This is a genomic window from Paracoccus alkenifer (genome assembly GCF_900108405.1).
In the GTDB taxonomy this organism is placed as follows: domain Bacteria; phylum Pseudomonadota; class Alphaproteobacteria; order Rhodobacterales; family Rhodobacteraceae; genus Paracoccus; species Paracoccus alkenifer.
The window spans coordinates 23,705-46,929 of record NZ_FNXG01000003.1; the positions used below are offsets into that span (position 1 = coordinate 23,705).

General features: G+C 68.7%; 25 protein-coding genes. 13 read left to right on the top strand and 12 right to left on the bottom strand.

Annotation, left to right across the window (positions count from 1 at the left end; genetic code table 11):
* Positions 1-54: 54 nt before the first annotated feature.
* From BLW83_RS08490 to BLW83_RS08500, 3 genes are read right to left on the bottom strand one after another with little or no spacing between them, the layout of a single operon-like run.
* On the bottom strand, positions 55-1,380 hold the full coding sequence (locus BLW83_RS08490; protein ID WP_090847665.1) for an ATP-binding response regulator: 1,326 nt from the start codon (positions 1,378-1,380) through the stop codon (positions 55-57).
* Positions 1,380-2,486, bottom strand: a complete 1,107-nt coding sequence (locus BLW83_RS08495) for an FIST N-terminal domain-containing protein (protein WP_245728728.1) — start codon at positions 2,484-2,486, stop codon at positions 1,380-1,382. Before BLW83_RS08495 ends, BLW83_RS08490 begins: the two co-directional genes overlap by 1 nt.
* A 55-nt stretch (positions 2,487-2,541) precedes the next feature.
* The gene (locus BLW83_RS08500; protein WP_090847668.1) at positions 2,542-3,270 is read right to left on the bottom strand and encodes a response regulator transcription factor; all 729 of its coding nucleotides are present in this window, start codon (positions 3,268-3,270) and stop codon (positions 2,542-2,544) included.
* 182 nt (positions 3,271-3,452) lie between these two features.
* On the opposite strand from BLW83_RS08500, the gene BLW83_RS08505 reads away from it, so the two are divergent.
* The 3 genes from BLW83_RS08505 to BLW83_RS08515 are packed head-to-tail and all read left to right on the top strand — an operon-like array spanning position 3,453 to position 5,885.
* Complete coding sequence (locus BLW83_RS08505) at positions 3,453-4,469, top strand: ABC transporter substrate-binding protein (RefSeq protein ID WP_090847670.1); 1,017 nt, start codon at positions 3,453-3,455, stop codon at positions 4,467-4,469.
* Positions 4,466-5,269, top strand: a complete 804-nt coding sequence (locus BLW83_RS08510; protein ID WP_245728730.1) for an ABC transporter permease — start codon at positions 4,466-4,468, stop codon at positions 5,267-5,269. The genes BLW83_RS08505 and BLW83_RS08510 overlap by 4 nt, the downstream gene beginning before the upstream one ends.
* A complete protein-coding gene (locus BLW83_RS08515) occupies positions 5,259-5,885 on the top strand; it encodes an ATP-binding cassette domain-containing protein (protein ID WP_090847672.1) in 627 nt (208 codons plus the stop codon). The genes BLW83_RS08510 and BLW83_RS08515 overlap by 11 nt, the downstream gene beginning before the upstream one ends.
* A 45-nt stretch (positions 5,886-5,930) precedes the next feature.
* Here the strand turns inward: BLW83_RS08515 and BLW83_RS08520 are convergent, their stop codons facing one another.
* The gene (locus BLW83_RS08520) at positions 5,931-6,713 is read right to left on the bottom strand and encodes a 3-hydroxybutyrate dehydrogenase (protein ID WP_090848141.1); all 783 of its coding nucleotides are present in this window, start codon (positions 6,711-6,713) and stop codon (positions 5,931-5,933) included.
* Positions 6,714-6,997: 284 nt separating this feature from the next.
* Here BLW83_RS08520 and BLW83_RS08525 point away from each other — a divergent pair, with 284 nt between their 5' ends.
* Positions 6,998-8,863: an extracellular solute-binding protein gene (locus BLW83_RS08525; RefSeq protein ID WP_090847674.1), complete on the top strand. Its 1,866-nt coding sequence runs from the start codon at positions 6,998-7,000 to the stop codon at positions 8,861-8,863.
* Here BLW83_RS08525 and BLW83_RS08530 read toward each other — a convergent pair.
* From BLW83_RS08530 to bioB, 5 genes are all read right to left on the bottom strand, one after another.
* Positions 8,860-9,213: a hypothetical protein gene (locus tag BLW83_RS08530; RefSeq protein WP_090847676.1), complete on the bottom strand. Its 354-nt coding sequence runs from the start codon at positions 9,211-9,213 to the stop codon at positions 8,860-8,862. The two genes, BLW83_RS08525 and BLW83_RS08530, sit on opposite strands and share 4 nt — an antisense overlap.
* Positions 9,214-9,331: 118 nt before the next feature.
* Entirely contained in the window at positions 9,332-9,667 is a 336-nt protein-coding gene (locus tag BLW83_RS08535) for a DUF2794 domain-containing protein (protein ID WP_090847678.1), read from the bottom strand.
* Positions 9,668-9,900: 233 nt separating this feature from the next.
* A complete protein-coding gene (locus BLW83_RS08540) occupies positions 9,901-10,185 on the bottom strand; it encodes an I78 family peptidase inhibitor (RefSeq protein ID WP_090847681.1) in 285 nt (94 codons plus the stop codon).
* 19 nt (positions 10,186-10,204) lie between these two features.
* Positions 10,205-10,564, bottom strand: coding sequence for a hypothetical protein (locus tag BLW83_RS15915; RefSeq protein WP_245728732.1), 360 nt, complete (start codon positions 10,562-10,564; stop codon positions 10,205-10,207).
* 217 nt (positions 10,565-10,781) lie between these two features.
* Positions 10,782-11,843 carry a biotin synthase BioB gene (gene bioB, locus BLW83_RS08550; RefSeq protein WP_090847683.1) on the bottom strand — a complete coding sequence of 354 codons (1,062 nt, stop codon included), beginning with the start codon at positions 11,841-11,843 and terminating at the stop codon, positions 10,782-10,784.
* 258 nt (positions 11,844-12,101) lie between these two features.
* On the opposite strand from bioB, the gene gyrB reads away from it, so the two are divergent.
* Positions 12,102-14,540 carry a DNA topoisomerase (ATP-hydrolyzing) subunit B gene (gene gyrB / locus BLW83_RS08555; RefSeq protein WP_090847685.1) on the top strand — a complete coding sequence of 813 codons (2,439 nt, stop codon included), beginning with the start codon at positions 12,102-12,104 and terminating at the stop codon, positions 14,538-14,540.
* Between the two features lie 260 nt (positions 14,541-14,800).
* Entirely contained in the window at positions 14,801-15,490 is a 690-nt protein-coding gene (locus tag BLW83_RS08560) for an outer membrane protein (protein ID WP_245728734.1), read from the top strand.
* A gap of 62 nt (positions 15,491-15,552) precedes the next feature.
* On the opposite strand, the gene BLW83_RS08565 is transcribed toward BLW83_RS08560, so the two are convergent.
* Positions 15,553-16,449 (bottom strand): DMT family transporter, encoded by an 897-nt coding sequence (locus BLW83_RS08565; protein ID WP_090847687.1) that lies wholly within the window; start codon positions 16,447-16,449, stop codon positions 15,553-15,555.
* Between the two features lie 13 nt (positions 16,450-16,462).
* Entirely contained in the window at positions 16,463-17,068 is a 606-nt protein-coding gene (gene mobA, locus BLW83_RS08570; RefSeq protein WP_090847689.1) for a molybdenum cofactor guanylyltransferase MobA, read from the bottom strand.
* A gap of 94 nt (positions 17,069-17,162) precedes the next feature.
* Here mobA and BLW83_RS08575 point away from each other — a divergent pair, with 94 nt between their 5' ends.
* The 6 genes from BLW83_RS08575 (at position 17,163) to BLW83_RS08600 (ending at position 21,440) form a co-directional block, all read left to right on the top strand.
* A complete protein-coding gene (locus tag BLW83_RS08575) occupies positions 17,163-17,660 on the top strand; it encodes a DUF2478 domain-containing protein (RefSeq protein WP_090847691.1) in 498 nt (165 codons plus the stop codon).
* A gap of 7 nt (positions 17,661-17,667) precedes the next feature.
* Positions 17,668-17,937 (top strand): sulfurtransferase TusA family protein, encoded by a 270-nt coding sequence (locus BLW83_RS08580; protein WP_090847694.1) that lies wholly within the window; start codon positions 17,668-17,670, stop codon positions 17,935-17,937.
* Between the two features lie 69 nt (positions 17,938-18,006).
* The gene (locus tag BLW83_RS08585) at positions 18,007-18,933 is read left to right on the top strand and encodes an AEC family transporter (RefSeq protein ID WP_090847696.1); all 927 of its coding nucleotides are present in this window, start codon (positions 18,007-18,009) and stop codon (positions 18,931-18,933) included.
* A 4-nt stretch (positions 18,934-18,937) separates the two neighbouring features.
* The gene (locus tag BLW83_RS08590) at positions 18,938-19,735 is read left to right on the top strand and encodes a crotonase/enoyl-CoA hydratase family protein (RefSeq protein ID WP_090847698.1); all 798 of its coding nucleotides are present in this window, start codon (positions 18,938-18,940) and stop codon (positions 19,733-19,735) included.
* The gene (locus BLW83_RS08595; RefSeq protein ID WP_090847700.1) at positions 19,732-20,589 is read left to right on the top strand and encodes an alpha/beta hydrolase; all 858 of its coding nucleotides are present in this window, start codon (positions 19,732-19,734) and stop codon (positions 20,587-20,589) included. Before BLW83_RS08590 ends, BLW83_RS08595 begins: the two co-directional genes overlap by 4 nt.
* Positions 20,590-20,711: 122 nt before the next feature.
* Positions 20,712-21,440 carry a rhomboid family intramembrane serine protease gene (locus tag BLW83_RS08600; RefSeq protein ID WP_090847702.1) on the top strand — a complete coding sequence of 243 codons (729 nt, stop codon included), beginning with the start codon at positions 20,712-20,714 and terminating at the stop codon, positions 21,438-21,440.
* Here BLW83_RS08600 and mnmC2 read toward each other — a convergent pair.
* A complete protein-coding gene (gene mnmC2 / locus BLW83_RS08605) occupies positions 21,437-22,078 on the bottom strand; it encodes a tRNA (5-methylaminomethyl-2-thiouridine)(34)-methyltransferase MnmC2 (RefSeq protein WP_090847705.1) in 642 nt (213 codons plus the stop codon). The two genes, BLW83_RS08600 and mnmC2, sit on opposite strands and share 4 nt — an antisense overlap.
* A 67-nt stretch (positions 22,079-22,145) precedes the next feature.
* Here mnmC2 and BLW83_RS08610 point away from each other — a divergent pair, with 67 nt between their 5' ends.
* A complete protein-coding gene (locus BLW83_RS08610; protein WP_090847707.1) occupies positions 22,146-23,183 on the top strand; it encodes an NAD(P)/FAD-dependent oxidoreductase in 1,038 nt (345 codons plus the stop codon).
* Positions 23,184-23,225: the final 42 nt, after the last annotated feature.

Consider the following 23,225-nt stretch of genomic DNA (forward strand, 5'->3'; position numbering starts at 1 on the left):
CAGCATGGGCGGGGCGCGCGTGGCTGCCAACCCCGCGCCGCGCCGTCTCGGCCATCAGGATGAGATGGCGCGCAGCAGGATCGCGCCCAATTCGTCGGGGCGCACCGGCTTTTCGACCAGCGGCACCCCCAGTTCGGCGCTGGCGCGGGCGGGACCGGGGCCGCGCTGCGCGGTGACCATCACCGCCGGGATATGCTGGCCCGCGGCCGCCCGCAGCGCGTTGATCGCGCCGATCCCGGTGTCGCCGTTGTCCAGATTGTAATCGGCCAGAATCACGTCGGGCGGGTCATCCTGCCCCATCACCGCCAGCGCCTCGGCGATGCCGCCGGCGGGGCGCACCACCATGCCCAGCCGGTCGCCCAGCATCAGCTCATACCCCCGCCGCATCGCCGCATCGTTTTCCACGATCAGCGCCACGCGGGCGCGCAGCCCGTGCAGCGCCACCGGCTGAAAATCGCCCCCGCGCTGGTCAGACACCGCCGGGGTCAGGCCCACCCGGAACACGGTGCCGCCATGGGGGCGCGGGGCGACCTCGACCGGGTGACCCAGCTTGGCGCAGGCGCGGCGCACGATGGACAGGCCCAGCCCCATGCCCTGCGGGCCGCCCTCGCGCACCGCGCGCTGAAATTCGTCAAAGATGCGAGGGCGGTCGGATTCGCCGATACCGACGCCGCTGTCGTGGATTTCCAGCCACGCCAGCCCCGAGCGGCGGCGCACGCCGACCACCACCCCGCCGGTTTCGGTATACTTGATCGCGTTCGAGACCAGGTTCTGCGCGATCCGACGCAGAAAGGTCGGGTCGCTGTCGACCACCGCCGAGGTCGGCACAAAGCTCAGCCGCAGCCCCGCAGCCTCGGCCATGGGCGCATATTCCGCGCCCAGCCGCCGGAACAGGGCGTCCAGCTCGACCGGCTTGCGGTGGAACTCGATGCGCTGGCTGTCCAGCCGGCTGATGTCAAGCACGGCGTGCATCAGCTCTTCGACCGATTCAAAGGCGCCGGCCAGCCGCCCGGCCAGTTCCTGCTGCAACGGGTCCAGTTGCGTGTCCGACAGCGCCGACAAAAACAACCGCGCCGCCGACAGGGGTTGCAGCAGGTCGTGGCTGGCGGCGCGCAGAAAGCGGGTTTTCGAGCGGTTGGCCTCTTCCGCGGCGGCGCGGGCCACGGCAAGGTCGCGGTTCTTTTCCGACAGATCGGCCAGCGCCTGTTCCAGATCGCGGGTGCGGGCCAGCGCCTCTTGTTCCAGCGCGACGGCGGCCTGGAACATCGACCAGGCCGAGCCGCGGCGTTCCTCAAGCCGGTCCACGCGGTCGATCAGGACCGACACGATGCGCTCCAGCCTTGCGGCGCGGCGGGCGGGGTCGTCGTCGCGGATCAGCATCACGCGGCCGGGTCCGGGTCCATCAGCGCCACGCCGACAAAGGTCTGGTTGACATGCATCGCGCCCAGCTGCTCGCCAAAGGTGTTGAAGCCAAAGATGCGATAGCGGTCGAACAGCTCGGCCATGGCGCCGGTCATGCCGGCCTGCTCGACCGCCAGCCGGCGCAGGATGCAGTCGAACCCCAGCACCATCCGGGGCAGCCGCGGCAGCGCGTCCAGCGTGTCGGCGAAACCGGCGGTCACGTCGCCGGCCTGCCCCAGCGTCAGCACCGCCCCGGTTTCCACCGCCGACATCAGTTGCAGCGCGCCCCCCTGCCCCACGCCGCTGATCGCGCGGACATGGTGGCGGCGCCCGGTTTTCAGCAGCAGCGGGTGGCGGGCGAAATCGGCCCGGTCCAGCCGCGCCGGGTCCAGCCCGGCCAGCCGCGCATATTCCTGCGCCGCCGGCTCGGCGTTGAGTTCATGGATCACCCGCCCGCCGGGGTCGGCGCTGGTGACCACCGCGCGTTTCTCGGTTGCGGCGAAGTGGGCGAAACTGACCTCGGACACCGCCAGCTCGGTTTCGACCAGCACAAAGATCGCCGCGCCCGGGATCACCGCCCCGTCAAGGATCTGGCAGCTTTCGCCGAAATCCAGCCCCTCGCCGGCCGAGCCGCCGACCACCGGCACATCCGGCAACGCCGCATCCAGCGCGGTGACCAGAACATCTTCCTGACTGGCGGTGCCGTCGGCCAGCAGGATGCCGAATTGCGACCAGCCGGGGCGCGGCGGGAAATCGTCGCGCAGCCGGCGCAGCTGCGACAGCCACGCCGAAACCGGGATCAGCCGCTGGTTGCGCAAAGCCACCGCTCCGGCGCGAAATGACCGGCGCGGAAAGCCGATGGCGACGACGGTGCCGCGCTGATAGCCTTGCGCGCCGATTTCCCCGGCCGAGGAACAGCCGGCGATCCGCACCCCCGCCAGCAGGTCGCCCAGCCGCTGCGCGATCGGCCCCAGCGCGGCGCGGGGCGAGCCAAACAGCAGCACCAGCGCCGGGTCGCATTGCGCCAGCCCCGCGGCCAGCACATCCGCGCCCGCGGCGTCATCGGCCGCCACGCTCAGCGCCACCGGGACGCCTGCGCCTGTTGTTGCCCGTGGTTCCGCCAACGCCGCCTTGGCCCTTTCAGCCCGGCTCGAACAGCCGGACGCTGTTGGCCAGCAGCACCGCCTGGGTGCGGCGCCGCGCGTTGATCTTGGACATGATCGCGGTGATGTGGGTCTTGACCGTGGCCTCGGCGATGGACAGCTCGTAGCTGATTTCCTTGTTCGCCTTGCCCTGACAGATCAGCCGCAGGATCTTCATCTGCTGGGGCGTCAGCGTGGCGAAACGGCGGGCAAGCTCGGCCCGGGCGTCCTCTTCGGACCCGGCGGCCTCGGGCTCATAGCCCTCGGGGGTGATGCGCTCGCCCTCCCACATGCGGCGCAGGCTGTCGACCAGCGCCTCGCGGCCCAGCGACTTGGCGATATAGCCCTGCGCCCCCGCCGCCATCGCGGCCGAGATCATCGCGTTTTCCAGATCGGCCGAGATCATGGTGATCGGCACATCCGGCAGCTGCCGGCGCAGGGTCACGATGCCCTCGGCCCCGCGGGCGTCGGGCAGGTTCAGGTCCAGGATCACCGCGTCGGGGGCGCCGTGGGTGCGGATCTGTTCGACCGCGGCGGCAAGACTGCGGGCGGTGCGAACCGTCTTGCGCCCGAAGCTGATCTTGAGCGTCAGCGCCAGCGCGTCGCACATCAGCGGGTGGTCGTCCACGATCAGGATGTCCTGCACCTGATCGGCGGAACGGCGGCGCGCAGCGCCCGCGCCTGCGGCGGAATCAGCGCCCTTGGCCCCTGAAGTCGGCGCCTGCATGGGTGTGGTCATGATGTTGTCCTCCCACCAAGGATGCGACGCCGGGCCGCATCCTGGTGCCCCCAGTCTACGACCAAAGCCCCGTCGCGCAAGCCGTGTGCCGGTATAGACTGCCCCGGTGATTGCCAGCCCGGCGGGATGCTGCCACGCTTGTCCCGCCGCCATCTGCCAAAGGTTCCGCCATGATCCCGCTGCGCCGCATCGCCCTGTCCGCCTGCCTGGCCCTTGGGCTTTCGCTGCCCGCCGCCGCGCAGGATACGCTGCCCGAAATCACCGTCGGCACGCTCGAAGGCGGCACGGTGACGTGGGAACTGGAAACCATCCGCGCCCACGGGCTGGACCGCGCCCATGGATTTACACTGAAACTGCTGGCGCTGGCCGGCAACCCGGCAACCCATGTGGCGATGCACGGGGCCGAGGTGGACAGCATCGTTTCCGACTGGCTGTGGGTGGCGCAGCAGCGCGCGGCGGGGGCGGATTACGTGTTCCTGCCCTATTCCTCCGCGGTCGGCGGGCTGATGGTGCCCGGGGACAGCGCGGTGCAAAGCCTTGCCGATCTTGAGGGCCAGACCATCGGCGTCGGCGGCAGCCCCGTGGACAAGAGCTGGCTGATCCTGCGCGCCTGGTCGATCAGCGAACACGGCCAGAACGGCGGCCGTGATCTGGCCGACACCACGCGGCAGGTCTTTGGCGCCGCGCCCATCATCCTCAACGCGTTCCAGACGGGCGAGGTCGCGGCGGCGGTGAACCTGTGGCATTTTCAGGCCAAGATGGAGGCGAGGGGCGCGCGCGAGCTGGTCGACGTGGTGACCGCGGCGCGTGACCTGGGGCTGGACCCCGACACGCCGCTGCTGGGCTATGTGCTGCGCGAAAGCTGGATTCAGGCGAACCCGCAGGCGGCGCGCGGGCTGGCCGCAGCCTCGGCCGAGGCCAAGCGCATCCTGTCCACCGACGATTCCGCATGGGACGCGCTGCGCCCGATCATGAACGCCGAAAACGACGCCGAGTTCACGGCGCTGCGCGAGCGCTGGCGCGCCGGCATCCCTTTGGGCCATGGCGTCGATGCGCAGGCCGCGCAGCAGATGTTCGCGGTCATGGCCGGGCTGGGCGGTGAGGAACTGACCGGCGGGCTGACCGAGCTGCCCTCGGGGCTGTTCTGGGCGCCTGAATCCGAGCCGAACCCCGACGCCAAGCCTTGAGCGACCGCACGCCACCTGCCCCGGCCACCCCCGCCCGGCGTCCACGCTGGGCCGCGCTGGCCCCCGGGCTGATCTCGGCCGCGCTGGTGCTGGGGCTGTGGGCCACGCTTGCCGCGATCGGGGACGATCCGCGCCGCCTGCCCTCGCCCCTGCTGGTGCTGGGGCGGCTGTGGGCACTGGGTGCCAGCGGCGAGCTGTGGTTCCACACCGGCATGACGCTGGCGCGGGTGCTCGCGGCCTTTGCCGTGGCGATGGTCGCGGGGGGCGCGCTGGGGCTGTGGATGGGACGTTCGGCAACCGCCGACCGCTGGCTGAACCCCTCGCTGGTGGTGCTGCTGAACCTGCCGGCGCTGGTGGTGATCGTGCTGTGCTATATCTGGATCGGCCTGAACGAGACCGCCGCGATCCTGTCGGTCGCGCTGAACAAGATCCCCGTGGTCGCGGTGCTGCTGCGCGAGGCCGGGCGCGCGTTGTCGCCCGATCTGGACGACATGGCGCGGGTGTTCGGAATGCGGCCGCTGGCGCGGCTGCGCCATGTGGTGCTGCCGCAGCTTGCCCCTGCCATCGCCGCCGCCGCCCGGTCCGGCATCGCGCTGATCTGGAAGATCGTGCTGGTGGTCGAGTTCCTGGGCCGCTCAAACGGGGTCGGCTTCAAGCTGCACATGCATTTTTCCAATTTCGACGTGGCGCGGGTGCTGGCCTGGGCGCTGGCCTTTGTCGTGGTCATGCTGCTGATCGACCTGCTGATCCTGCGCCCCTGGCAGGACAGCGCCAACCGCTGGAGGCAGGATGCGGCTTGAGCTTGCCGGCAAGCAGTTCGACGGCCGCCCGGTGCTGGGGCCGATCACGCTGGAGCTGGCGCCCGCGCAGCGGGTGGCACTGCTGGGGCCGTCCGGGGCCGGCAAGACCACGCTCATGCGGATCATCGCCGGGCTGGACACGCGGTTCCACGGCCTGCGGCAGGTGCCCGAGCGGCTGGCGATGGTGTTTCAGGAACCCAACCTGCTGCCATGGCGCACGGCATTGCAGAACATCACCCTGCCGACCGGCACCACGCCGGACGCTGCGCGGGCGCTGCTTGCGCAAGTGGGTCTGGAGGGGCGCGACGCCGCCTGGCCGCGGCAGTTGTCGCTGGGCCAGCAGCGGCGGCTGGCGCTGGCCCGCGCCTTTGCCGCGCGCCCGCAGATCCTGCTGATGGACGAACCCTTTGCCTCGCTGGATGCGGACACCGCCGGGCGGATGCTGGACCTGACCGCCCGGCTGCTGGACGACAGCGGCGCCGGGCTGGTGCTGGTCACCCACGACCCGTCCGAGGCTGCCTTTCTGCGCGCCCAGCCGCTGCGCTTGCGCGGCACGCCGGCGACGCTGGACGTGGGCGAGCCGGGGGCGCTGCCCCCGCACCCCCGGGATATTTGAGCACCAAAGACGGGGCGAGGCGGCGCGCACCCCCCGCCGGCCGGGTCAGAGGGCGGTCCAGCCGCCGTCCACGGAAATCGTGGTGCCGGTGATCTGGGCGGCAATGTCCGAGCACAGGAACACCGCGGTGCCGCCGATCTGTTCCACCGTCGCGAATTCGCCCGAGGGCTGGCGTTGCAGCATCACCTTGGCGATGACGTCCTCGCGGCTCATGTTGTGGGTCTTCATCTGGTCGGGGATCTGCTTTTCCACGATCGGCGTCAGCACATAGCCGGGGCAGATGGCGTTGCAGGTGATCGGGTCGGTGGCGGTTTCCAGCGCCGTGACCTTGGTCAGCCCCACCACCCCGTGCTTGGCCGCCACATAGGCGGATTTATAGGGCGAGGCCGTCAGCCCGTGCGCGGATGCCACGTTGACCACCCGGCCCCAGCCCGCCTTGCGCATCATCGGCAGCGCCACCGCCGTGGTGTGAAACGCACTGTTGAGGTTGATCGCGATGATCGCGTCCCAGTTCTCGGTCGGGAAATCCTCAAGCGGCGCGACATGCTGGATGCCGGCATTGTTCACCAGAATGTCGCAGCGCCCGGCCTGTTCGATCAGGCGGCGGCAGTCGGCGGGTTTGCTCATGTCGGCCTGGATATAGCGCACGGCGACGCCGTGGTCGCGGGCAAGGCTTTCGGCCAGCGCCTGATCCTCGGGGGTGTCGGTGAAGCTGTTGATCACCAGATCCGCCCCGGCCGCGGCCAGCGCCTGCGCCACCCCCAGCCCGATGCCGCTGTTCGATCCGGTCACCACCGCCGTCTTGCCGGTCAGGATTTTCTCGACCATCTGCACGCCCCCTTCGTGTTGCTGCGGGGGCAGGATAGCGCGGCGCCGGCAGCTGCGCCAGAAACCGGCGACCCCGGCTGCGGGCAAAAAAAAGGCGCCCGCACAAGGCGGGCGCAAGTCATGAGGCAGGTTTCATACAGGCAAGAAACCTATCGAGCAGTGTGTTTGGTATACGCCCAAGCCTTCGCGAGTCCAAGGGTCGAGTTTGCGTCAGGGTGAACGCATCGGTAGTCTTTTCCCACAGAGCCGGCATCGAATCCGGACAAGGCAGGACAGGCGCACCCATGCGAATCTTCAAAATCGTTAACGATTCCGCGATTGCAGCGTTTTTGCGCGTGATCTTTCTGGGGGGGGCGACTGTTGCAGGGATGCCGCTGACAAGTGCGGCAGAGCCGTCCCATGCCCTTGCAATGTTTGGAAAACCTGCCCTTTCCGCCGACGCCCCCGGCCTGCCCTATGCCAATCCCGACGCCCCAAAGGGCGGGATGATTCGCTTTGCCGAACCCGGCAGTTTCGATTCGCTGAAGCCCTGGGTGCTTAAGGGCAATGCGGCGTGGTCGGTGGGGGTGCATGTGGCCGAGCCGCTGATGCTGCGGTCGCTGGACGAGCCGTTCACGTTATATTGTCTGTTGTGCGAAACGGTCGAGACCGACGAGGACCGCAGCTGGGTCGCCTTTACCCTGCGTCCCGAGGCGAGGTTTTCCGACGGCTCGCCGGTCACGGTCGAAGATGTCATCTGGTCGTTCACCACGCTGGGGACGCAGGGCCACCCCCGCTATGCCGGCGCCTGGGGCAAGGTCGCAGCGATCACCCAGACCGGCGAACACGCGCTGCGCATCGAGTTTTCCGAACCCGACCGCGAATTGCCGCTGCTGATGGGGCTGCGGCCGGTGCTGAAAAAGGCGCAATGGGAGGGCACGGATTTCGGCGCCTCGGGGCTTGAGGTGCCGATCGGCTCGGGCGCCTATGTGGTCGAGCGGGTCGATCCCGGCCGCGCGATCAGCTTTCGCCGCAATCCCGATTACTGGGGGCGCGACCTGCCGCTGCTGCGGGGTCTCTATAATTTCGACGTGATCCGCTATGATTATTTCGCCGACACCAACGCCATGTTCCAGGCGTTCAAGGCCGGCGAGGTCGATGTCTGGCGCGAAACCAGGGCGGTGAAATGGGCCACCGAATACGGGTTTCCCGCCGTCGCCTCGGGGCGGGTGGTCAAGTCGGAAATCCCGCACCGCCGGCCCTCGGGGATCATGGGGCTGGTGATGAACACCCGCTCGCCGCTGTTTCGGGACTGGCGGGTGCGCGAGGCGATGATTCTGGCCTTCAACCACCAGTTCATTAACGCGACCCTGACCGGCGGAACCGACCCGCGGATCACCAGCTATTTTGCCAACTCGGACCTTGCGATGCGCCCCGGCCCCGCGACCGGGATCGAGGCCGAGCTGCTGGCCCCCTTTGCCGAGCAGCTGCTGCCCGGCACTCTGGACGGCTATGCCCTGCCCGAGGGCGCGGCAAAGATGCTGGACCGCGATTCGCTGCGCCGGGCGGTGGCGCTGCTGGAACAGGCCGGCTGGACCGTGCAGGACGGCGTGCTGCGCAATCGGGACGGCGCGGCGTTTGCCCCGGAAATCCTGCTCAACCAGTCCGGCAGCGCCATGCGCGCGGGCAGCGAGATGCAGCAGATCGTCGACATCTACGTGCAGGCGCTGCGGCCGCTGGGGGTGGTGCCGCGGGTCACGGTGCTGGACAGCGCGCAATACGTCCAGCGCACCAACCGCTTTGCCTTTGACATGAGCTGGTATGAACGCGGCCTGTCGCTGTCGCCGGGCAATGAACAGGCGCTGTATTGGGGCAGCGCCAGTGCCGGGCAAGAGGGCTCGCGCAACTGGATGGGAGTGCGCGATCCGGCGGTGGATGCCATGATCGCGGCGGCGGTGAACGCGCCCGAAGACGACACCCATATCGCGGCGGTCCGGGCGCTGGACCGGCTGCTGACGGCGGGGCGCTATGTGATCCCGGTCAGCTATTCGCCACTCAGCCGCATCGCCCATTCCGCCAGGCTGCATTACCCCGACACGCCGACCGCTTACGGCGACTGGCCCGGGTTCCTGCCCGATCTGTGGTGGGAAGAACCCCCGCGCCCCGACTAGACCCGGCCCAGATTGTCGCCGTCGTCAGGGTATTCGTCGTCATCGCCGAATCGGGCGTCGTCGGCGTATTCGTCCTCGCCCTCGGACACATATTTCCCCGACAGCGCGATCGAGTGGTTGTCATGGGACGGGTCCATCACGACATCGGCCGGGATCTCGCCGGCAAGCCATTCCTTGATCTCGTCGCGGGCCTCGGAGATGTCCTGCTCGGTCACTTCGGCGATATAGCGGACAAATTCACGCTGGTCGCCGTCGATCTCGTCCAGCATCGCCTCATCGACGTCCTCCCATTTTTCCTGAATCGCCTCGTAAAAAGCGCTCCAGTTCGCCTGAACATGGGTCCATTTCATATCGCCGTCTCCTGCATCGCAAGGCTTACTGCCCAGTCTATTGCCTCAAGCTGATCGCCGGGAACAGAGTTCCTTGCAACGAGAGACGCGCAGAACCCGATTCCGGTTGAAATTTCCGTCAGACCGGCCGGATCAGCTTGCGCTCGAACACGCGCAGGACCGTGGGCAGATCATGGCCCCGGCGCAGGATCTGCCCGTCCATGGCCACCACCGCATACATGCCCTGCGCGTTACGCAGGCGGGGGCGCTTTTCGATCCGATACAGCGGGTGTTCGGCCGCGCGGCGAAACACCGAAAACACCGCGCTGTCACGCAGGAACGACATGCCGTAATCGCGCCACTCGCCCGCCGCGACCATGCGGCCATAGAGCGACAGGATCACCGCCAGCTCGCGCCGGTCAAAGGCCACGACATCGGATACGGGGGGCGAATTGGGCAGGGGCTGGATCGTCATGGATTCAACGTGGCACCACAACAGCGCCCGATCAACTTGGAAAACGGTCCGGGGGGCGCCGCCCCCACCGCGCTGCGCGCGGCCCCCCGGGGGTATTTTCCCCAGAAAGAAGCCCACCCGAGCGACGCTGCGCATGAACCCTGCGCGTCGAGCTTCTTTCTGGCTCAAATACCCATGCGGCGACGACGCCGCGATGGCGCGGGCAGGTCGGACACCACCCCGCCGCAACCGGCTCAGTAGCAGCCGATCTTGGCGATGCGGCCGTCGGTGCCGATCTCGATGTTCATCCGGTCGGGGCGGAAATCCATCGTCACCGGCTCGCCGGGGTTGATCACCCTTGTGCCGGCGGGCAGCAGCATGGTTTTCAGCACCGTTGATGGCTGCCCCACCAGCCCCGCCAGGGACGAGGCGTTGCAGGCATCCGCGTCCGGCGCGGGCGTGGCCGGCTCGGGCTGGACGCAAGCGGTCAGCGCCACCAGCGGCAATGCAGCCAGGGTGAGTTTCGCAAACAGGGTCATGGCAGGCGGTCCCTTTCGATCAGCCGCAGTCGATGGTCTGGACATTGCCCGCCGCATCCAGCCGGAACACGATCCGCAGGGGGTCGTATTCAGGCGGCTCGATCCCGCGGTATTCCACGATCCGGTAATCGCGCTTGACCCCCAGCGACGCAATCGCCGTCCCCGGCTGCCCCATCGCATGGCGATAATCGCCCGCATGGCAGGCATCGGGTTCGCGCGACTGCAACCCGGCGATGCCTGTCACCTGCGCCGGTGCCGGCTCGAACGCCGGGGCTGCGGTCTGGGCCACGGGATAGGCGACGGGCGCCGTCTGCAACGGAATCGCCATGCAGGCACCAAGCGTCAGGGTAGACAGGGCAAAGGCGGTCAGTCTGATCATCGGGCAACCGTTCGTGAATCGAGTGTCCTTGGGCAGGCGCGGCGCTCTGCGCGCCGGGCTGGCCGCATCATAGGCCCTGCCCCCGCGCACGGAAAGCCGTCGCCGCATTCAAGCGCAAGCCCGGGGAAATGTCACCGCGCAGAAAGGGCGCGGGCGATCACGTTCCCGCCAAGCCGCTGAAATCCCGCGCAGGCATCGGAACGCCCGCGCGCCCCGCCTATCGCAGGATCGGGACCGGCATGTCCTTGCGCGCGAGGATGCGCGGCGCGGCGGGCGCGTCCCCGGCCGGGGCGTCGGGCGCGTGTTCCCAGGCCGCCATCGGCTGCATCCCCAGCCGCGCCAGCAGCTGCATGTCGCGGTCCTCGGTCGGGTTGGCCGCGGTCAGCAGCGTATCGCCCATAAAGATCGAGTTCGCGCCGGCAAAGAAGCACAGCGCCTGCATCTCGTCCGACATGCCCGTGCGGCCCGCCGACAGCCGCACATGGCTTTGCGGCATCATGATCCGGGCCAGCGCGATGGTGCGCACAAAGTCGATGGGATCGACCGGGGCCGCGCCCTCCAGCGGGGTGCCGGGAATCGCGATCAGCATGTTCAGCGGCACGGAATCGGGCGGCTCGGGCAGGTTGGCCAGCGTCACCAGCATCTCGACCCGGTCCTGCGGCCGCTCGCCCAGCCCCAGGATGCCGCCCGAGCAGACCTTGATGCCGCTGCCCTGCACCACCGCCAGCGTGTCCAGCCGGTCGGCATAGCTGCGCGTGGTCACCACGCTGGAATAATGCGATTCCGAGGTGTCCACGTTGTGGTTGTAGTAATCCAGCCCCGCTTCCTTCAGCCGCTGCGCCTGTCCGGCGTCCAGCATCCCCAGCGTCATGCAGGTTTCCATGCCCAGCGCCTTGACGCCCTGAACCATGGCGATCACCGATTCCATGTCGCGTTCCTTGGGGCTGCGCCAGGCGGCGCCCATGCAATAGCGGGTGGCCCCGGCCTCTTTGGCCTTGCGTGCCTCGGCGATCACCCGCTCGACCTCAAGCAGCTTCGAGGCCGACAGCCCCGAGCCATGGCGGGCGGACTGGCTGCAATAGCTGCAATCCTCGGGGCAGCCGCCGGTCTTGATCGACAACAGCCGCGACAGCTGGATGCGGTTGGGGTCGAAGTTCTGCCGATGCACCGACTGCGCCAGATACAGCAGCTCCATGAACGGCAGTGCCATCACCTTGCCTGCCTCGTCAGCGGTCCAGCGGATGCGGCCGGCAACGGCGGCAGGGTCGAGGTCTTTCATCGCGTTCTCTCAGCTCGGGGTGGGTCCAGACAAGTTTGCAACCGGGGGTTAGCAGCCTGGCAAAAGCCTGTCCACGCGCGATCGCTGCCCGCTGCCGCGCGGCCCGCCCGGTTTTCCCCGCCCGGCGGCGGGAAAACCCCGCCATTTGCGGAAAACCACCGCGCAAACCGGGCAAACCCGCAAAATCTTGTGGTTTGCCGTGACATTGCCGGTCCGGCGCTCTATATGAGGCGCATCAATCGCAGGATACCAAGACGTATGAGCGCAGCCACCGCGCAGCCGGTCGAATACGGCGCCGACTCCATCAAGGTTCTCAAGGGACTCGAGGCCGTTCGCAAGCGGCCCGGCATGTATATCGGGGACACCGACGACGGGTCGGGTCTGCACCACATGGTGACCGAGGTCGTGGACAACGGCATCGACGAGGCGCTGGCCGGTCATGCCGATTACGTCCATGTCCGGATCCACGCCGACAACAGCGTGTCGGTCCGCGACAACGGCCGCGGCATCCCCGTGGACATGCACCCGACCGAAGGCGTGTCCGCCGCCGAGGTCATCATGACCCAGCTGCACGCCGGCGGAAAATTCGATTCCAACAGCTACAAGGTCTCGGGCGGGCTGCACGGGGTCGGGGTGTCGGTGGTCAACGCACTGTCCGACTGGCTGGAACTGCGCATCTGGCGGGGCGGCAAGGAACATTTCGTCCGCTTTGAACATGGCGAGACGGTCGAGCATCTGCGCGTGGTCGGCGACGCCGCACCGGGCGAAAAGGGAACCGAGGTGCGGTTCCTTGCCAGTTCGAAAGAGGACAGCCCCGACGGCACCTTTCTGAACCGCGACTTTCAGTTCAAGACGCTGGAAAACCGACTGCGGGAACTGGCGTTCCTGAATTCCGGCGTGCGCATCCTGCTTGAGGACGAACGCCCCGCCGAGCCGCTGCGCACCGAATTGTTCTACGAAGGCGGCGTGCGCGAATTCGTGCGCTTTCTCGACCGCTCGAAATCCGCGCTGATCGCCGATCCGATCTTCATGACCGGCGAACGCAACGGCATCGGGGTCGAGGTGGCGATGTGGTGGAACGACAGCTACCACGAAAACGTGCTGCCGTTCACCAACAACATCCCGCAGCGCGACGGCGGCACCCATCTGGCCGGTTTCCGCGGCGCCCTGACCCGCGTCATCACCAAATACGCGCAGGACAGCGGAATCGCCAAAAAGGAAAAGGTCGATTTTACCGGCGACGATGCGCGCGAGGGGCTGACCTGCGTGCTGTCGGTCAAGGTGCCGGACCCCAAGTTTTCGAGCCAGACCAAGGAAAAGCTGGTCTCGTCCGAGGTGCGCCCGGCGGTGGAAAACCTCGTGGGCGAGAAACTGGCCGAATGGTTCGAGGAAAACCCCGCCGAGGCTCGGATCATCGTCGGCAAGATCGTCGAGGCCGCGCTTGCGCGCGAGGCCGCGCGCAAGGCCCGCGAACTGACCCGCCGCAAGACCGCGATGGACGTGGCGTCCCTGCCCGGCAAGCTGGCCGACTGTCAGGAAAAAGACCCCGCGCTGGCCGAATTGTTCATCGTCGAGGGCGATTCTGCCGGCGGTTCCGCCAAGCAGGGCCGCTCGCGCCAGAATCAGGCGGTGCTGCCGCTGCGGGGCAAGATCCTGAACGTGGAACGGGCGCGCTTCGACCGGATGCTGTCGTCGGACATGATCGGCACGCTGATCACCGCGCTGGGGACCGGCATCGGCCGCGACGAGTTCAATCTGAACAAGCTGCGCTACCACAAGATCATCATCATGACCGATGCGGACGTGGACGGCGCGCATATCCGCACCTTGCTGCTGACCTTCTTCTTCCGGCAGATGCCGGAACTGATCGACGCAGGGCATCTCTATATCGCGCAGCCGCCGCTGTATAAGGTCGCGCGCGGCCGGTCCGAGGTCTATCTCAAGGATCAGGCCGCACTGGAAAACTACCTGATCCAGCAGGGAATCGAGGGCACGACGCTGCGGCTGGCCTCGGGCGAGGAAATCAGCGGCGCCGATCTGGCCCGCGTGGTCGAAGAGGCGCGGCTGGCCCGCCGGATCATCCAGGCCTATCCGACGCATTACCCGCCCCATATCACCGAACAGGCGGCGATCGCCGGGGCGCTGCTTGCCGGCGCCGTCGATGAGGATGCAGCGGGCGTCGGCGCTGCGGTGGCGCAGCGGCTGGACCTGATCGCGGCAGAATACGAACGCGGCTGGACCTCGCTCCCCACCCAGGACGGCGGCATCCGCCTGTCGCGAGTGCTGCGCGGGGTCGAGGAATCGCGGCTGCTGGACGGGCCGATGCTGCGTTCGGCCGAAAGCCGGCGGCTTGGCCAGATGACCGAAACCCTGCGCGAGGTCTATGCCGGCCGCCCCCTGCTGGTCCGCCGCGACCGCGAACAGCCGATCACCGGCCCGCTTTCGCTGCTGGACGCCATCTTTGCCGAGGGTGAAAAGGGCCTGTCGCTGCAACGCTACAAGGGCCTGGGCGAGATGAATCCCGAACAGCTGTGGGAAACCACGCTGGACCCCGATGCCCGCACCCTGCTGCAAGTCCGGGTCGAGGATGTGGCCGAGGCCGACGACATCTTTACCAAGCTGATGGGCGACGTGGTCGAACCGCGCCGCGACTTTATCCAGCAGAACGCGCTGAGCGTCGAAAACCTCGACGCGTGACATTCCGGCAACAGCGCTGAATCCGGCGGGTTGGGGAAATTTTTCACCGCCGATTCAACCTGTTGCCGAAAACTCCCGGCCGCAACCGCCCCAAAATCCGTAAAAACACCCGCAGCGCGGCCAATATGGCAAGGCGGCGGCAAGAGTCCGCCGCTCAGGCGGCTACGGGTTTATTGTGAATCTCTGCTTTTTATGAAACTTTGGCTTTGTTAACAGGCAGAAGCCTCAAACACCCTGCATTTCTCGACTCGAGGTCAAACGTGCGTATCCAGTTCATCGCAGCCGCTGCTGCTGCCACCATTTTCACGATTCCCGCCGCCCATGCCGGCGGCTATGTCGCCCCCATGATCGAGGTCGAGCCGGTCGTCGCCCCCGCCCCCGCCGCCTGGCAGGGTGGCTATGTCGGCGCGACTTTGGGCTATGCGTTCGGCGGCGACGACCGCATCGGCAACCGCCCGCCGGGCGCGGATCTGGGCAAGGCCGAGCTGTCGGGCGCCAATCTGGGCCTGCGGCTGGGCTATGCCTGGCAGCGCGACCGCTGGGTTTACGGGCCTGAACTGGGCGTCACCGGCGGCAGCATCAAGGATTCCTTCGACTTCGACGCCGGTCGCTTTGAATCCAAGGTCAACCACATGATCGCGCTGCGGCTCAAGGCCGGCTATCTGGTTCAGGACGATCTGCTGTTTTACGGGATCGCCGGCTGGCAGCGGGGCGATTTCACCTATGACGTCGCGGGAACCGATGTGGATTATACCGCCAACGGCTATGTCGTTGGGCTGGGCGTGGAAAAGCGCCTGTCCGAGCACTGGTCGATCACCGGCGAATATGAATATGCCAATTTCGGCAAGACCGACCTGGACCTGCCAACAGGCGCTCTTGCAATTGCCGGTGTCTCGGTTGCGACGCCCGAACACTCCAACATCAAGCTGGGCGTGAACTACCGCTTCTGACGCGGCGCCACAGCATCACCACGGGCCGTCGGGACCATCCCGGCGGCCCGTTTTGCATACGCTCAGCCGCCGGCCCGGGCGATGGGGTCGGCAGGCGGCACCCGCGCCAGCTGCACCATCAGGATCCCCGCCGCCACCACGGCCGAGCCGATCACATCCGACCAGCCAAAACTTTCCCCCAGCCACAGCGCCGCGATGGCGACGCCCAGCGGCGGCGACAGGAAATGGAACGCAGCCGCCCGCACGGCCCCGATCCGCGTGACCAGCCGGAACCAGATGAAGGTGGCAAAAATCCCCGGCACCAGCACCGAATAGGCCAGCGCGCCGATCAGCCGCCCGCTCCATTCCCACGGCCGGCCCCATTCCAGCGCGGCCGAGGGCAGCGCCAGCGCCGCCGCCCCCACCGCCATCTGCAAGCCCACGATCATCAGCACATTCGCGCCGCCGCCTGCGTTGCGCACCGCCATTGTGGCCACGGCCAGCGCCACCACCGCCGCCAGGCACATCAGCAGCCCGCCCAGATGCATCCCCTGCGACAGCCGCACGCTCATGATGATGACGACGCCGATCACGCCGACCACCAGCCCCAGCGCCGCCTGCCGGCGCAGCTTCTCGCCCAGCACCGCCCAGCCGGCAAAGGCCACCATCAGCGGCATCATCGAGGCGATGATCGACGCGGCCGAGGCCTCGACCCACTGCATCGCGGTCCAGTTCAGCCCCAGGTAAAGCGCGTTCTGGCACAGGCCGAACACGATCACCGTGCGCCATTCGGCCCGGCTCAGCCGCAGCGACTGCCCCATCGCCCAGGCCAGCCCCATCGCGATCGCGGCCGAGATGCCAAAGCGGATCACCAGCGCCAAGAGCGGCGGCATCTCGACCACCGCGATCCGCGTCGAGGTAAAGGCCGAGGCCCAGATCGCCGCAAAGCCCAGGCCCATCAGGGCGGATTTCAGGTCCATTGCGGGGCTTTCATCATGCGCCCCGCCCGGCGGCAGAGGCCAGCATCGCACGGGCGGTTTCCAGATCAGCGGGCGCGTTGACGTTGAAGAACGGGTCCGCGCCCTCGGGCCCTGCCGCGAACTCGACGCGCGCGGCGCCCTGCGCGTCCATCCAGTCGCGCATCCGCCGCGTGCCCGACGCCAAGGCCGCGCGCAGATCCTCGCGCAGCGCCACGTCCCAGGCAGCAAAGGCGGGGTGATCCTGCCCTTCGCAGGTGGCCATCGCAACCGGCGCCTGCACCCCCGCCAACCGCGCCGCAAGATCACGCGGAAAGAACGGTGTGTCGGCGGCGGCGGTGACGATGCGCCCGATGCCCTGCGCCGCCGCCCAGTCCATCCCCGCCAGCACCCCCGCCAGCGGCCCCGGCCAGCCCGCGATGCTGTCGGGCAGCACCGGCAGGGCAAACCCCGCATAGCGCGCCGGGTCGCCATTGGCGCTGATCGCCCGCGCGCAGCCCAGCCGCGCGATCACATGGGCGATCAGCGGCTGCCCGCCAAGGTCCAGCAGCCCCTTGTCGCCGCCGCCCATCCGGCGCGACTGCCCCCCGGCCAGCACGATTCCCGCAATCCTTCCGTCCATGCGCGGCACTCTGCGCCGGGGCCGCGGGGGCTGCAAGCAGCTGCGGCCTTGCGCCCGCTTGCCGCGCCGCCGGGCGGGTCGTAGGATCGCGGCCATGCTGGGCTATGTGATCCACGACGATACCGACGGCAGCGACCGCATGGCCGCTCTTGCCCGCCTGCTGGCCGGGCGCGGGCTGCGGCTGGGCGGCGCGGTGCAGGTCAACAGCGGCGGCGGCGATTGCGCCTGCGACATGGATCTGTCGGTGCTGGGCACGGATACCGCGCCGATCCGTATCTCGCAGTCGCTGGGGCCGGGGTCGCGCGGCTGCCGCTTGGACCCGGACGCGCTGGAGCGCGCCGTCGCGCTGGCGCTGTCGGCGCTGGCGGGCGCGGATCTGGTGTTGCTCAACAAGTTCGGCAAGCAGGAATCGCTGGGCCGCGGCTTTCGCGAGGTGATCGCCGAATCGCTGGCCCAGGGCATTCCGGTGCTGACCGCGGTTGCCCCCGACTATCTGCCCGGCTTTCTTGATTTCACCGGCGGCGAGGCCACGCTGCTGGACTGGGACAGCGCCACCGACTGGTGCCTGCGCCCCCGCGACGCCGCGGCCTGAGCCAACGATGCCCGCCCCTGATCCCGTGACGACCCCGGCCACGCACCCCGCCCCGGCGGCCAGGATTGACGCCCGCCACCTGCTCTGCCCGCTGCCGGTGCTGCGGCTGCGCCGGGCACTGCAAGGACTCGCCCCCGGCGCAGTGGTGGCGCTTGAGGCGACCGACGCGGCGGCGGTGCTGGACGTGCCGCATTTCTGCGCCGAAGCAGGGCACGAGCTGCTGTTCTCGGCCCCCTTGCCCGACGGCGCCCGCCGCTATCTGGTCCGCCGCGGTTGATCTTGCGCCCGCGCGCGGGGAATGGTTCTGTGCGCGCCGGACGGCGGCCGGGAAAAAGGAGGGAACGCCATGCTGGCGATCTTTCTGCAAACCCTGCCGTTCTTTGCGCTGATCGCCACCGGCTGGGCGGCAGGCCGGATCGGGATGTTTTCCGAACCCGCCACCGCGGCGCTGACCCGTTTCGTGTTCTATTTCGCGCTGTCGGCGATGCTGTTCGGCTTTGCCGCGCAGCTGGACATCGCGGCGCTGTTCGACCTGCGATTTGCGCTGGCCTATGTGGGCGGCTCGGCCGCGGTGTGGCTGCTGGTCGCCGCCATCGCCCGCAACCGGGGCACAAGCCCCGCGGAATCCGCGATGCTGGCGCATACGGCAATGACCGGGAACACCGGGTTTCTGGGCGTGCCGATGCTGGTGGTGCTGCTGGGGCCGGCGGCGGTCGGGCCGGTGCTGATGGTGCTGACGCTGGATCTGGTCGTGTTCACCACCCTGATCACCCTGATCGTCGCCGCCGCGCGCCATGGGCGCATCGGTGCGGGCACGCTGCTGCCGGCCTTGCGCGGGATTATCGGCAACCCGATGATCGTCGCGATGGCGGCCGGGCTGCTGTGGGCGGGGCTGCAACTGCCGCTGCCGCAGCCGGCGGCGCAGTTCATGTCGCTGCTGGGGGGTGCGGCCACGCCGGGGGCGCTGTTCGCCATCGGCGCCTCGCTTGCGCATCGCCCGGCGCGGCGGGTCGGACCTGCGGCGTGGCTCAGCACCGCCAAGCTGGCGCTGCACCCGGCCGCGGTGGCGCTGGCCGCATGGGCGCTGGCGGTGGACCCGGTGGCCGCGGGGGTGATGGTCGCCGCCGCCGCGCTGCCGGTGGCGGGCAATGTCTATATCCTTGCCCACCACTTCCAGCTGGCCGAACAAAGGGTCTCGGCCGCGATCCTCGTTTCAACCGGGGTCAGCATCCTGACCATCCCCTATGTCATCCACCTGATTCCGAAAGGCTGAAACCATGCGCAACCTGTCCGATCTGAGGCTTGAAAACCTGGCTGTCACGGTGGACGACGACGGCATCGCCACGGTCTCGCTGAACCGCCCGTCCAAGCGCAACGCCCTGGACGCCGCCACCATCGAGGAACTGGTGGACGTGTTTTCGCTGCTGCCCCGTTCGGGCGTGCGCGCCTGCGTGCTGCGCGGCGAGGGCACGCATTTCAGCGCCGGGCTGGATCTGGTGGAACACTACCACGCCGACCGCAGCGCCGCGGATTTCATGCATGTCTGCATGCGCTGGCACGAGGCGTTCAACAAGATGGAATACGGCGGCGTGCCGGTGATCGCGGCGCTGAAAGGCGCGGTCGTCGGCGGCGGGCTTGAACTGGCCTCCTCGGCCCATATCCGGGTCGCGGACCAGACCACCTATTTCGGCCTGCCCGAGGGTCAGCGCGGGCTGTTCACCGGCGGCGGCGCCACCATCCGCGTGGCCGACCTGATCGGCAAGGCGCGGATGATCGACATGATGCTGTCGGGGCGGCTTTACCGCGGGCAAGAGGCGGTGGACGTGGGGCTGGCGCAATATCTGGTCGAGGATTCCGAGGCGAAAGCCTATGAGATCGCCCGCGCCGCCGCCCAGAACCCGCCGCTGTCGAACTTTGCCATCTGTTCGGCCATCAGCCACATGCAGAACATGAGCGCGCTGGACGCAGCCTACGCCGAGGCGGTGGTCGCCGGCGTCGTCAACACGCAAGAGGCCGCCAAGGCCCGGCTCGAAGCGTTTGCCAAGGGCACCGCCGCCAAGGTCAAGCCGGAATGAACGGCGGCGAAACCTGCGTCGCCCAGATCACCGACTGGGACGACGCCTATGCCAATATCGCCCATATCCCCGGCGGCGCAGGGTTTCCCGATGTCTGGGCGCAGGCGGCGGCAGAGTTTCGGGACGGCCTGCGCGGAACCGGGGGCCAGCCCCCGGGCCCCCGGGATATTTTCGGACAGAAGAAAGAGCATCGCGACGCCGAGCTCTACCTGCCCGAGGGGAAGCCGCGCGGGCTGATGGTGTTCGTCCATGGCGGCTACTGGATGAAGTTCGGCCCCTCGTGGTTCTCGCATCTGGCGCAGGGCGCGCTGGCGCGTGGCTGGGCGGTTCTGCTGCCCTCTTATCCGCTGGCGCCCGGCGCGGGCCTGCGCGAGATGCGCGACCGTATCGCTGCACAGGTCACGGCTGCGGCGGGCGAGGTTTCCGGCCCCATCGTGCTGAGCGGTCATTCCGCGGGCGGGCATCTGGCGGCGCGGCTGGTCTGCGGCGACAGCCCCCTGCCGGCGCCGGTTCTGGCGCGGGTGGCGCGCTGTCTGCCGATATCGGGTCTGTTCGACCTGCGTCCGCTGCAATTGACCGCGATGCGCGACGACCTGGGGCTGGACGACACCACCGCGCGCGCGGAAAGCCCTCTGTTCCATCTGCCCGTGCCGGGGTGCGAGCTGCATCTGTGGGTCGGGGGTGATGAGCGGCCGGTGTTTATCCGGCAGTCGCAGCTGCTGCATGCCGCATGGGCCGGGATGCCCCGCCGCTCGACCCTGACTGTCGAGCCGGGGCGCCACCATCTGGACGTGGTTGCGGGGCTGGCCATGCCCGACCATCCGCTGACCGAGGCGCTGCTGGCCGGGCTGTAGCGGCGTTCGCGCGGCTTTTTGCGCCCGTTTTTTCGCGCGGTGGGCGGCGTCGCGGATTTGTGGCATGAGGCCAAGGGCCGACCCCCGCCCCCTGCCCTGCCCTGCCCGGATCATCACGCCCCATGTTCCCAATCCGAGATCACAACCCCTCACAAAGCCGCCCGGTGGTCGTTCCCGCGCTGATTGTGGCGAATGTTGCGATATTCCTGCTGACCCTGCCGCTGGATCAGACCTCTGCCCGGTTGTGGACAGAGCTTGCGCTTTACCCGGCCGCCGTCATGCAGGGGGATCTGTTGTGGGGGCTGCTGACCCATATGTTCCTGCACGCCGGGCTGCTGCATCTTGCCGGGAACATGCTGTTTCTGTGGATCTTCGGCGACAATCTTGAGGATCAGTTCGGAAGGCTGGGGTTCTTGCTGTTCTATATTGCCTGCGGGCTGGCCGCGGCAGGGGCGCAGATCGCGGCCGAGCCGGATCCCGGCGTGCCGATGGTCGGCGCCTCGGGGGCGATCGCCGGGGTGATGGGCGGCTATCTGCTGCTGTTTCCGCGGGCAAGGGTGGATGTGCTGGTCATCGTGGTGGTGCTGGTGCGGGTGATCGCCCTGCCGGCCTGGCTGATGCTGCTGGGCTGGTTCGGGCTGCAACTGGCGGCGGGATACGCCATGTCGGGCGCGGGCGGCGGCGTCGCCTATTGGGCACATGCGGGCGGATTTGCGGCCGGGGTGGTGCTGACGCTGGCGCGGTTCCTGTGGCTGGGCGGCCCCGCGTTCTGGACCCGCACCCACGGACAGCCGCCGCATCCGCCCAGCCGCTTTGCCCCCAGCCGCATCCCGCCGGTGCGCCGCCCCTAGCGCAGGATGCCGCGGCTCATGTGGCGCTTGCCGGCAAATCCGGGGCTGCGGGTTACGCTGAACCCAGCGGCCTCAAGCGCGCGGCGGACATGGCCGGCGGCGGTATAGGTGGCGAATGTCCCGCCCGGCGCGGTGTGGCGACCGATCTCGGCCAGCAGCGTATCCGACCACAGCTCGGGGTTGCGGGCGGGTGAGAACCCGTCCAAAAACCACGCATCGGCGCGTCCCTGCCACGCAGGCAGGGTTTCGCACGCATCGCCCAAGATGACCGTTGCCGTGACCTGCCCGACCTGCAAGCGCGCCGCGCCCCAGCCCGCGCGCAGCTGCGCCGACAGCCTGGCAAGCTCGGGAAAAGCCGCATGGGCACGGGCCAGCGTGGCCACGTCCAGCGGGAACGCCTCGAAACTGGTAAAGCGCAGCGGCACCTCGGCCAGCTGCGCCAGCGCCAACAGGTTCAGCCCGGTGCCGAACCCGGTCTCGGCCACATGGAACCCCGGCCGCAGCCGCGCGGGCAGATCGTTGCCGGCCAGAAACACATGCCGCGTTTCCTCCAGCCCGCCCGCCAAGCTGAAATACGGATCGTCAAAGCGGTTCGAGACCGGGACCGCGCCACGCCACTCGACCCCGCCACCGGGCATCTTTTCGTCCCCGCACATAAGCGCTACCCCATCTGCCAACGCAGCCTGATGACGGGGGAAACCGGGCTTGGCAAGACATCTGACGGTGATCGGCGCCGGCATCTTCGGGCTGTGCTGCGGGTGGGAACTGGCGCGGCGCGGCGCGCGGGTGACGGTGATCGAGGCCGAGCGCGTCGCTGCGGGCTCAAGCGGCGGCACGGTCGGCGCGCTATCCCCCCATGCGCCGGGGGCGTGGAACCCCAAGAAACAGACCCAGCTGGACGCGCTGATCGCGGCGGAACGCTGGTGGGACACGGTGCGCAGCATCGGCGGCACCGATCCCGGCTACGCGCGCCGCGGCCGGCTGCAACCCGTGGCCCCGGGGGCCGAGGCTCAGGCGCGCGCCCGCGTGCAGGCCGCGGCACAGGACTGGCCCGCGCCCTTCCGCATGACGCTGACCGATGCGCCCACGGGGGCGCTGGTGCCGGACAGTGCCTCGGGCTTGTGGCTCGCCGACAACCTCACCGCCCGGATTTCGCCCCGCGCCGCCTGTGCCGCGCTGGCCGCTGCGATCCGCGCCAGCGGCGGCGAGATCGTCGAATCAGCCGGCCTCCAGCGCCCCGAGGATCTGCCGCAGGGCGCGATCTGGGCCACCGGGGCGCAAGGGCTGGCGGATCTGGGCCGCGACCTCGGCCACAAGGCCGGCGACGGGGTCCACGGCCAGTCGGCGCTGCTGGCCCACGCCGCCCCCGACGCGCCGCAGGTGTTCGCCGAGGGGCTGCATATCGTCCCCCACGCCGACGGCACCACCGCCATCGGCTCGACCAGCGAGCCGGGGCGCGACGATACCGCCACCGACGACCAGCTCGATGCGCTGATCGCCCGCGCCCGCGCGCTGTGCCCGCAACTGGCCGGGGCAAGGGTGCTGGACCGCTGGGCCGGCATCCGCCCCCGCGCCGCCAGCCGCGCGCCGCTGGTCGGCCGCTGGCCCGGTCGCCCGGGGCATTTCATCGCCAACGGAGGCTTCAAGATCGGCTTTGCCATGGCCCCCGCCGTCGCCGCGATGCTGGCCGAGCTGATCCTGAACGACTCCGACCGCATCCCGACAGGCTTCCGCCCCAGTTGATCCGGCAAGGGCTTCTTTCTGGCCCAAATACCCGACTCGGGG

Excerpts from the sequence above, each read along its gene's own strand:
- BLW83_RS08490 (WP_090847665.1), bottom strand. The coding sequence starts at position 1,380 with ATGCTGATCCGCGACGACGACCCCGCCCGCCGCGCCGCAAGGCTGGAG.
- BLW83_RS08500 (WP_090847668.1), bottom strand. The coding sequence starts at position 3,270 with ATGCAGGCGCCGACTTCAGGGGCCAAGGGCGCTGATTCCGCCGCAGGC.
- BLW83_RS08505 (WP_090847670.1), top strand. The coding sequence starts at position 3,453 with ATGATCCCGCTGCGCCGCATCGCCCTGTCCGCCTGCCTGGCCCTTGGG.
- BLW83_RS08515 (WP_090847672.1), top strand. The coding sequence starts at position 5,259 with ATGCGGCTTGAGCTTGCCGGCAAGCAGTTCGACGGCCGCCCGGTGCTG.
- BLW83_RS08520 (WP_090848141.1), bottom strand. The coding sequence starts at position 6,713 with ATGGTCGAGAAAATCCTGACCGGCAAGACGGCGGTGGTGACCGGATCG.
- BLW83_RS08525 (WP_090847674.1), top strand. The coding sequence starts at position 6,998 with ATGCGAATCTTCAAAATCGTTAACGATTCCGCGATTGCAGCGTTTTTG.
- BLW83_RS08530 (WP_090847676.1), bottom strand. The coding sequence starts at position 9,213 with ATGAAATGGACCCATGTTCAGGCGAACTGGAGCGCTTTTTACGAGGCG.
- BLW83_RS08535 (WP_090847678.1), bottom strand. The coding sequence starts at position 9,667 with ATGACGATCCAGCCCCTGCCCAATTCGCCCCCCGTATCCGATGTCGTG.
- BLW83_RS08540 (WP_090847681.1), bottom strand. The coding sequence starts at position 10,185 with ATGACCCTGTTTGCGAAACTCACCCTGGCTGCATTGCCGCTGGTGGCG.
- BLW83_RS15915 (WP_245728732.1), bottom strand. The coding sequence starts at position 10,564 with ATGATCAGACTGACCGCCTTTGCCCTGTCTACCCTGACGCTTGGTGCC.
- bioB (WP_090847683.1), bottom strand. The coding sequence starts at position 11,843 with ATGAAAGACCTCGACCCTGCCGCCGTTGCCGGCCGCATCCGCTGGACC.
- gyrB (WP_090847685.1), top strand. The coding sequence starts at position 12,102 with ATGAGCGCAGCCACCGCGCAGCCGGTCGAATACGGCGCCGACTCCATC.
- BLW83_RS08565 (WP_090847687.1), bottom strand. The coding sequence starts at position 16,449 with ATGGACCTGAAATCCGCCCTGATGGGCCTGGGCTTTGCGGCGATCTGG.
- mobA (WP_090847689.1), bottom strand. The coding sequence starts at position 17,068 with ATGGACGGAAGGATTGCGGGAATCGTGCTGGCCGGGGGGCAGTCGCGC.
- BLW83_RS08575 (WP_090847691.1), top strand. The coding sequence starts at position 17,163 with ATGCTGGGCTATGTGATCCACGACGATACCGACGGCAGCGACCGCATG.
- BLW83_RS08580 (WP_090847694.1), top strand. The coding sequence starts at position 17,668 with ATGCCCGCCCCTGATCCCGTGACGACCCCGGCCACGCACCCCGCCCCG.
- BLW83_RS08585 (WP_090847696.1), top strand. The coding sequence starts at position 18,007 with ATGCTGGCGATCTTTCTGCAAACCCTGCCGTTCTTTGCGCTGATCGCC.
- BLW83_RS08590 (WP_090847698.1), top strand. The coding sequence starts at position 18,938 with ATGCGCAACCTGTCCGATCTGAGGCTTGAAAACCTGGCTGTCACGGTG.
- BLW83_RS08595 (WP_090847700.1), top strand. The coding sequence starts at position 19,732 with ATGAACGGCGGCGAAACCTGCGTCGCCCAGATCACCGACTGGGACGAC.
- BLW83_RS08600 (WP_090847702.1), top strand. The coding sequence starts at position 20,712 with ATGTTCCCAATCCGAGATCACAACCCCTCACAAAGCCGCCCGGTGGTC.
- mnmC2 (WP_090847705.1), bottom strand. The coding sequence starts at position 22,078 with ATGCCCGGTGGCGGGGTCGAGTGGCGTGGCGCGGTCCCGGTCTCGAAC.